The organism is Cytophagia bacterium CHB2, assembly GCA_030263535.1.
GTDB lineage: Bacteria > Zhuqueibacterota > Zhuqueibacteria > Zhuqueibacterales > Zhuqueibacteraceae > Coneutiohabitans.
Genome location: SZPB01000266.1, coordinates 1 through 9,118, shown reverse-complemented (window position 1 = coordinate 9,118; position 9,118 = coordinate 1). Strand labels below are relative to the sequence as shown.

Annotated in this window: 4 protein-coding genes and 1 tRNA gene; all 5 read right to left on the bottom strand. The window is 51.7% G+C overall.

What is annotated here, in order from left to right; genetic code table 11:
* Positions 1-264: 264 nt before the first annotated feature.
* Positions 265-351: transfer RNA gene (locus tag FBQ85_21325), tRNA-Leu, on the bottom strand.
* Positions 352-676: 325 nt separating this feature from the next.
* Entirely contained in the window at positions 677-1,768 is a 1,092-nt protein-coding gene (locus tag FBQ85_21320; GenBank protein ID MDL1877679.1) for a hypothetical protein, read from the bottom strand.
* A 944-nt stretch (positions 1,769-2,712) separates the two neighbouring features.
* Positions 2,713-6,030, bottom strand: coding sequence for a TonB-dependent receptor (locus FBQ85_21315; GenBank protein MDL1877678.1), 3,318 nt, complete (start codon positions 6,028-6,030; stop codon positions 2,713-2,715).
* Positions 6,031-6,377: 347 nt separating this feature from the next.
* On the bottom strand, positions 6,378-8,504 hold the full coding sequence (locus FBQ85_21310; protein MDL1877677.1) for a T9SS type A sorting domain-containing protein: 2,127 nt from the start codon (positions 8,502-8,504) through the stop codon (positions 6,378-6,380).
* A gap of 177 nt (positions 8,505-8,681) precedes the next feature.
* A partial coding sequence (locus tag FBQ85_21305) for a superoxide dismutase family protein (GenBank protein MDL1877676.1) occupies positions 8,682-9,118 on the bottom strand: 437 nt, incomplete at its 5' end.

The following is a 9,118-nucleotide window of genomic DNA, read 5'->3' as shown; positions in this document are numbered from 1 at the left end:
AGATAATTGACGTGGTATTGAATGTCATCGGCCGCCAAACCGGCCACGCTCGCGCGGTTGATTGGCGCAGAATCCTTCGAACAGGACAGCACGGTAAGCGCAAGCAAAAAGGTAATCAGATGCTTCATCGACAAGCCCTCCTCAGGTTGGCTGAAATAAAAAAAGCGAGCCACTCAGTTGCTCGCCTGCAGTGCGCCGGGCCAGAAACGCAACCCAGCAGCTTGATTCATCACGATGTCTGGCTTGACCAGAATTCAAAGTTAGTGGTGCCGGGGGCGGGACTCGAACCCGCACAGGATCGCTCCCACTGGATTTTGAGTCCAGCGCGTCTACCAGTTTCACCACCCCGGCGATGAGGTCGATTTCGTCAAAAATGAAATCAGGAACAAAACAGTGACCGCTAAGATAGAAAATTCTTACAGATTATCAAGAAAAATTTTGCGGTCCGAGGCTGTTGGGGAATTCATTCATTCTGAGACAATGCTGACAAGCGGCAACCACGGAGGCTGCCAACCGCAAATGAACGCGACTAAAACGTTCTCACGTTCATTCGCGGTTTAAAGTGTCAACGACATTTTGAATTCGCTTTTGAAAGAATTATTCCGCATGCGGAGTGGGCGTTTTTGAGAATTTCAATTGTTTTGTGGAGGGCTAATTTTTCTCAACTTCATTCGGTTCAGGCTTCCTTGCCGGACGCAAGCATGAGGCTTTGTTTGCGCATTTCCGTCTCGAGGGCATGTTCCAAAAATTCGATGCCCTCGCCGTCCGTGCTCCCTTGCGCCACATAAGCCTGGGCCACGATTGTTTTCATGGCATCGCGCTGGTGGGTGACGAGATTCAATTGCAATACAGTTTTGTAGAGCTTGACTGCGCGCTCGTCTTCCTTGCCCAGGCCGAGATAGATTTCCGCCAACGGCATAAAATATTTCACCCGGGCCGGGTCGCGCTCCAGGATTTTTTCATAAATTATCGCGGCGCGTTGAAAATTTCCGCGCCAGAGAAAATAGCGGGCGCGCAGCGTCGGCGCCGAGCCGACAATACTGAACATGAACAACACCACAACAGCAGCAAACGCCCCGCCGAGATAAGGCCAGACGTCATCCAGGCGACCGGGTTCGACGGCGGTTTTTTGCTGCGTGTCGCCGCCCATGTTTTCCCAGCGTTCCTGCAGCAGATCCTCGACATCGCGATAACTCGGGTGAATGATTTTCAATTTTTCAAAACTAATGGTGGCGCGCATCCAATCTTCGTGGCGCAGCGCGTGCAAGACATCGCGATTCAAGGAATCGCGCAGCGAGATGGTCATGTTCGAAACGAATTGAGAGGGCGCCACACCGCGATTCCAGCCCAGCATCATTTCAATTTCCGCCAAATATTCGGCAACGTCACGATAGTTGGGGTTGAGGCTATGAATTTTCTGTAATGCGCGCCGGGCCATGCCCAGGTCGACGCGATCCATCGCATACAACGCATCACCATAACAACCCGCCAGAACACTGTCTGTGCTCATCTGTTTCAGGTAAGCTTCGACCTCCGTCAATTGCGCGCGCGTGTCCCTGAAATTGGGATCATTGTCAAGAATTCTTTCAAACACGAGAGCGGCATAGGTCCAATGCTGCCGTTGCCTCGCCGCCAAACCGGTAGAATATTCAATCTCAAGATGTTTGTGATCCACTAGCTTTTTTTCCGTTCTGCTCCGATTGCCGGAACGATCTGCTAAGCCGGACAGGCCTGCCGTATCCGGCGCCGGGTTAGCGTCGAGTAGCAAAGTTTGACTCTCAGGAGTTGCAGGCGCTGATTCGCCGGCACGGTTTTGCAGGGAGTCGCCAATTATGTGATTCAAAACAGTGCTTGAATCTGGGGCGCTCGTTTGCGCGTGCATGTTGACGGTTAGGAGCAGCAAAAATGCGGCGGCGAGACGGACGGCCCCACCCTTCCGTAAGATTGAGTTACGGTTGCCTCGAAGATTACGCTTATCCAGATTTGACAAGTTAGAGTACTCGACCTGATTAAAACAACTTTGCATAAGGTTTGTTCGGATTGCCTCGCAACAAGGCATTTTCATCATGACATGTTTAAACATGCTAGCTGGGGTGACTGTGCTTTGGGGAGGGTAAGTCATGGGAATCAGCCAAGAAAAGTTCTTTGAGATCATACTGCTGCCTGTGCGCAAAACGTGAATCTCGAAATGTCCAGCGCGGATAACGAACGAACCGCGCTTAACGCAATGAATCCTGGGGCGCTCCACCCTTGAGAATTTGATGCAACGGCTAAACTGTTGCAGGAACATGATCTCAAAATAGCGCTTTTCAGGTTGCCGTTTCTGAGACAGAACGGTAACACGGTCCCGATGAGGCGCCGTTTTGCGAAGGTCTGTTCGCGCGTCAGCTCTGACAAACAACGTATCTGAAAAGAGACAATAATCCTTGCGTTACCCGCTGAAGATTCATGCTTGCCAGAAATCTAGTGTAGGAGATAATGCGCCCTTGTGCAGAAAAATTTTGAGGGGATTTGAGACCATTGTCGCCGCTAACAACTTCGTCGGCCGGAGTGATGCGGGAAGGAAAAAATCCATGCGAGGCAAAAAATTAACGCGGGGTTTCCGTTATGCAAGACACCTGATTCCAAAGCCTGGTATTTTTTGAAAATGAATGACAATAAAAAAAGCCGCCCCGTTAACCGGAGCGGCTTTGGAAGCAGTTGGAGTGATTCTCAGTTGAAGCTGTAGCGCAAGCTGAACTGAATTCGGAAAACATCGAATTCGGTCGCAGTCGGCTCGTAGGTTTTGGAAATCAGGTTGGTGCCGATGTTGCGCAGGCGGTAAAGCGCCCGGCCTTGAGCATCAGCGCCGCGCGCGATCAACGGCTGGGTGGTGACCAGACGCTGCGCCACGCCCCAGTTTTTGTTGATGAGATTGCCGACATTCAGGAAATCGACGCGGAGCTGCAGGCCATTGCGTGTGGCGCCGACATTCGTGAACAAATCCTGCGCGATGCTGAAATCTGCGCGGTAAACCATGGGAAGAGAAATCGCGCCGCGCTCGGCGTACTTGCCGCGGTTCTTGCTCAGATACGGATCTTGCTGAATGAAGGCTTCCCACGCATCTTGTTGCTCGGCGACCGTGAAGGTTCTTCCCGAGGAGGTGAACTCTTCAAAGTTCATCTCAGACCTGTCATTCGGAATATAAATCAAGTCATTGCTGGTGCCGCCGTCGCCGTTGAGGTCGCCACTATACGCATAGCTGGCCGCGCGAGAAAAGGTTACGAAAGGATCCGCGGGAAAATTGCGCGAACCTTCCCAGAACAAGGACACGGTTGTGGCGCCAAAACTGAAGTATTCCTTGCGATAGGATACCGCCGCCAAAACCCGGTGTCCGGGCGAGTTGACAGAAAATGCTACGCCCGGGTTGTTCGGATCGCCGGAGTGTTGATTATTATTCCACGAACCAAAGGCAATGGAACCCGGATCAACCGTATTCTTCGAAATGCCGTAGCTATACGCTGCTTTGGCATACAAACCGTTTTCGAACGGTTTTTCCAAAGACGCAGCCAAGCTATAGGAGTAACCTTCGTTCTGATTTTTCAGAACAATGGCGCTGGTGATGTTGCTGTTAATTCTGTTGCCGGTAGTCCAGCGAGGACGGTTATCCACACCGGCAAAGTTGGTGTTGGCAGGCGCCAGGTTGGCATTGATGTAATAAATGCCGTTCACGTCTTTGCCGTAAATGAACTCAGCCGTACCAATCAAGCCCCACCACGGCAGTTTTTGATCAACAGCAAGGTTGCTACGCCACAATTGCGGAAATTTGAAATTCGGATCGGTAAAAGCCAAACCGTAGCTGGCGGCCGGATTACCAGTCACGTTGCTGGGCTTGTAATGATTGGGATCGGGATGGAACGGCCTGGCAGTGGTGTTATCCAATTGCGCAAAACCGGTGAGCACGCCGTTTTCACCAATCTGATTCGAAATCCATACGTATGCCGGACGGCCGGTGAAGATGCCGGTTCCGCCGCGCACTTGCGTGTTGCGGTCGCCCGTCACATCCAAATTGAAACCAACGCGCGGCGACCAGAGAATATTGGTATCCGGAAGTTTGTCTGTGGCATACTTGACGGTGGCGCCGGTTTCATCACGGAAGTTAAGGCCGTCAACTTGCGTATTGGTAAAGCCAGTTTTGCTGAACTTCGGCGCATCAATGCGCAAACCCAGCGTCATTCTGAGCTTGTCATTGACCTGCCATTCATCCTGGGCATACAAACCGGCATAGAATACCTTCAGCGGTTGTACCGGCTTCTCTTGGCCGGGGATGTTGGACCACCGCACCTGAAAACGCCGCAGCGTCACGGGAGAAGTCGTCCTGTTCGGATTCGCCAGGTAATCGTTGGCATCGGTGTAGAAATCTTCCAGGGAGTTGTAGACATAGACGCTTTGCGAACCCGGGAAAAACACGTTTTCGGATTCGTAGCGTTCCGCGCTCAACCCGAACGTGAGGTTGTGATCGCCCTTGTACATGGTGAAATTATTCTGCAACTGAAAGCTCTTGTACCGCAGTTCGTTGTTCGGCGTGAAGGGTTCAAAACCGAACGAAGTATAAGACGAGCCGTCTTTCAGAATATCTACCATCGGGAAGAAATCGCCGACATAGCCGCGGCTTTCATCGCTGTAATTGTAACCAACCAAGAGATTGTTGGCCATGTTTTCGCCGATGATCGAATTCCATTCACCGACGATGGAACGGATGTTTTCCAGAATCTTGTAATTCGAATTCTGGAAATTCATAGAGTTGGTATTGGTTCTGCGGTTGCCAAAACCCAAGGACGACGAGTTTGACATCAACACATCGGTATCGGAGTTCAGGTGGTTGTAACGCACGCTGAATTTGTTGCGCGGGTTGAGGTTGAAATCCAGTTTTCCGATGAAGCGCAAGGCCGGCGTTTCGAAATCGTAGCCTTGATAACCGCCAGTTTCATAGCCAAAGTTCGAGCGCAAATAGCTGCTCAGCGCATTCAGGTCGGAGGCCAGCACGCGGGTTTTATTTCCGCCCACGGTCTCGCCGCCAAGGTTGGCCGTGAAATCCGTACCCGGGCGGGTAAGTTTGTCATCTTCAAAGCTGGCAAAGAAAAACAATTTGTTTTTGATGATGGGGCCGCCCAAGCGCAGGCCAAGTTGTTTGTAGTCGAACGTGCCCGGCAGGTACTTTTGATCGCCGGCATCTTCGCCATAAAGGCCCTCATTGCGAAAAAGATAGTAGACCGAGCCGACAAACTCGTTGGTGCCGCTTTTGGTCACCGTATTCACGCCCGCGCCGACGAAGTTGCCCTGGCGCACATCATACGGCGCAATATTCACCTGGATTTGCTCGATGGCATCCAAAGAAATCGGCGCAACGTTCGTCCGTTCGCCCGGGCTGCCGGCCAAGCCAAACGAATTGTTGAAATAGGAGCCATCAACCGTGATGTTGTTGAGGCGGTTATCCATGCCGACAAACGAATTGCCGCTGCCGGCTTGGGGCGTCAAACGGGTAAAATCAGAGATGTTTCTGGTGATGGTGGGCAGCGCTTGAATGGCGGTGGTGCTCACGGAGGTCGCGGCGCCGGTGCGCGAAGCGCTAAACACTGCGTCACGCTCTGCCACAACCGTGACTTCCGCAGCTTGCAAAGCTTCTTCCACCAATCTGAAGGTCAAGCGGCGATCTTCGCCGAGGCCGAGGAAAATGTTCTCAGCACTTTCTCGTTTGTAGCCAATCAAGCTGGCGGTAACCGTGTAAGGCCCGCCGACACGCACGCCAGGGATGTTAAAGCGGCCATCGTTACGCGAGGCAGCGCCGAAAATTGTGCCGCTGGGATTATGAACGGCCACAACATTGACGCCAACGAGCGCCTGACCGTTCTGGTCAACCACCACGCCGTTCAACGCGGCGGTTGTCACGCCTTGCGCATGCGCTGATCCGGCAAAGCCGAACACGAGCAGCATGGCAACGGCAGACAGGCCGAGCTTCAGCATGGAGACTTTACCTCTGTTGCAATGCATCGGAAACCCTCCGTAAGTTTGGTTAAGGAGTTGATAGAATTTGTGCGACTGTTCGAGAATGCTGGTTTTGTAGCATCGAGAGAAGATAAAGAGGTGTTATTAACGCAAGGTTAGAAGAGTTTTAGCAATAAATTAACTTTGTGCTCCTCACGGTTCGGGCAATAAAAAAGGCGTCATCAGCCCATGCTGATGCGCCTTAGAATTTCATTATTTCCAAGTTAAATGAACTAAGCGACGTCATGTTTCCTCTCCTCCAAGAGTTTTTTGACGCGCTAATATGGATAATTTATTTTGAAAAGGCAACATTTTTTTCCGCCTTGTCACATTCGTATGTCATGATTAGAAAGTTACTTAACGTGCAAAATTTTACGGATTTGCTGAAATCCTTGCAGGTTTGTTTTGATAAAATAAACTCCTGGCGCCAGCGAAGCACTTGCCGGCTGCCAGGTAAACGTCCAAACCCCGCCGCCGGATCGACGCATCACCTCCTCTGCCACCCGCGCCCCGAGCAGATTGAAAATTGTCACGGTTGGGGCATCGGTAAGCTCCAACGGTGTGCGCAATGCAATTCGAACCCGGGTGTGAAAGGGATTGGGATAAGCTTGCAACTCGAATGAAGCAGGCGTCATGCGACTTTGTGCAACCGCGCTACCCGGAATGCCTTTATAAATGCTGAGGCCGCCCGCACTCTCGCCGACAATCACATCCATCGCGCCGTCGCCGTTCAAATCCGCGAACGCGGGCTTGGCATGCACGCCGACATTGATGCCCGCAAACTCCGGTTCCACGAAAATGAACGAATCCGGCGTCGCGCTTCCCTGATAATAAAGGATATGCCCTTCATACAATCCGATAAACAAATCGAGAAGGCCATCGCGATTCCAATCGTACAAAGCGGGCGCGCTGTACTGCACCGGCAATTCCGGTTTGATTCTCTGGCGGAATTGGAATCGGGATTGCTGGCGCGTACCGGTGTTTTCCAGAATCGTGACTCCGCCCTCGATCTGCTCGCCTAAAAATAAATCATAATCGCCGTCGTTGTCATAATCCGCCAGATGGGGAACGGTATAACTGCGGCCGGTGGCATTTTCAATCTCCAAATTATTCCGAACGAAACTGGGTAATTGCGGCGTACCGATATTGCTAAAATAAACCACACCCCCGCCAAACGTTGTGCCGGTCAAAAAATCAAGATCCCCATCCGCATCAAGATCGCCGAATGCCGGCGTCAGCCAAAACGCTTGTTCGGTGTTTTGAAAATTATCCGTGCTCCAACGAAATGCTGGCGCTTCTGTTGTGCCGGTGTTTTCAAAAAACGTGAGCCGGCCGTCAAAATCCCCAATGAACATATCTTGATCGCCGTCGCTATCGATATCGGCAAACGCCGGCGCGCTATAACTGCCAACGTCGATCATCGTCAAGAAATTATTCGTGGCGATTTTCAACTGCGGGAAAGCCGGCGTGCCGACGTTTTGATAAAAAATGAAATTGTTCGTGTTTTGATTTTGGCAGGCCACAAAGAAATCGACACCACCGTTGCCGTCGATATCGGCGAAGCGCGGAATGTTGTAGCCCAGCGTATGCACCGGCCGTGTGGCCGGAAACAAGCTGTCGGCAATCACGATCGTGGCATTATGAGGTGTCCCGTCGTTACGCAGAAAATAAACACCGGAATGAAAAAAATCGCCATAAAACAAATCGGCGTCACCGTCGTTTTCAAAATCGGCAAACACAATGCCGTTGGCGCCGTGCGCGGCGGTTGCGGCCGGTCCCGGCGTAATGAGGCCGCCGGAAATGATTCTCAGATTTTGCCATGCACTCGTTTCAAAAAGAAATGCCGGCGTATCGGGGTCGCCGACATTTTGATAAAATTCAATATAGCCCAAAACATTGCCGCTGAAAAAATCATAATCGCCGTCTGCGTCAATATCCGCGAATGCCGGAAAGCTGGTGTAATCGATTCTCACCGCCTCGCCCGCGACGTCGGTTACGCTGTTCGTTTCAAAAACAAAGCTCGCGGTTTGCGCCGTGCCGGCATTGCGATAAAAAGCCAGACCGCCGAGATTGTTATCCTGATAAAAATCGTAATCGCCATCGGCATCGATATCAACAAAATAAAACCAACTGCGAATCTCCCAACCGGCGTAGCGACTCGTCACAAATCGAAACCGCGGTATGTTTGCGTCGCCAATGTTCTCTAAGAATGTCATGCGTTTGCGGAATGGCGAAAAGACGAAAAGATCGAGATCATTGTCGCCGTCAATATCGAGAAATTGCGGGATGAAATAATCCAAACCGCCGTAAAACGGGAACTCCAAAAGCTGGCCGTTCTGCTCCACCGGCGCGAATTGTATGGCCGGTTCCAATTGTTGGGCAGACAGGGACCGCAAATTGAGTGAGATTCCGATCAAGATGAGAACCACGAACAGAGATGGCGAGGCGGGTTTGGGTACGAATCGAATGAAGGTTGGCATCGGCAGAGTTAATTGTGGCAAGGATTTTTTAAGGATAGCAGAAAAAAAGTCATCAGCACAAGATTATCATGAAAGACGGGAAGCTACAAAGACGTCGCGAAAAAAATCTCTGCGAGGCCTTTGCAACTCCCCGTTTTTGCGTGCCTTCTTTTTTGGGATTGCGGGCTGGGTTTGGCGCTATTCGTTTTTGGCTTCGATTACGCCGCACGCCACGCGCGCGCCGGCGTTGCCCGTGGGCTGTGTTGTGAAATCATCAGGATCCGCGTGTACGATCACGGCTTTGCCGACGATGGAATTTTCCCCATTCAACGCAAGATGCATATCCATCCAATCGAGATGCGCATTCCCCGTGCTGTCTGCCACAATGTTGCCAAGATCGCCCATGTGGCGGTTGGCTGAGTCCGGGGCTGAATGTTGCATCGTGGAGGGATTGTAGTGCCCGCCTGCAGAGCTTGCATCCGGCGCGCTACAATCGCCCTTTTCATGAACATGAAAACCATGGATGCCGGGCGTCAATCCGAAGAGATCGGCGACAACATGCACGTGGCCTTCCATTTGCGTAAAGGTCACCGTGCCGGTCACCGAATTGTTGGCGGTGGGCTGCAACACGGCCA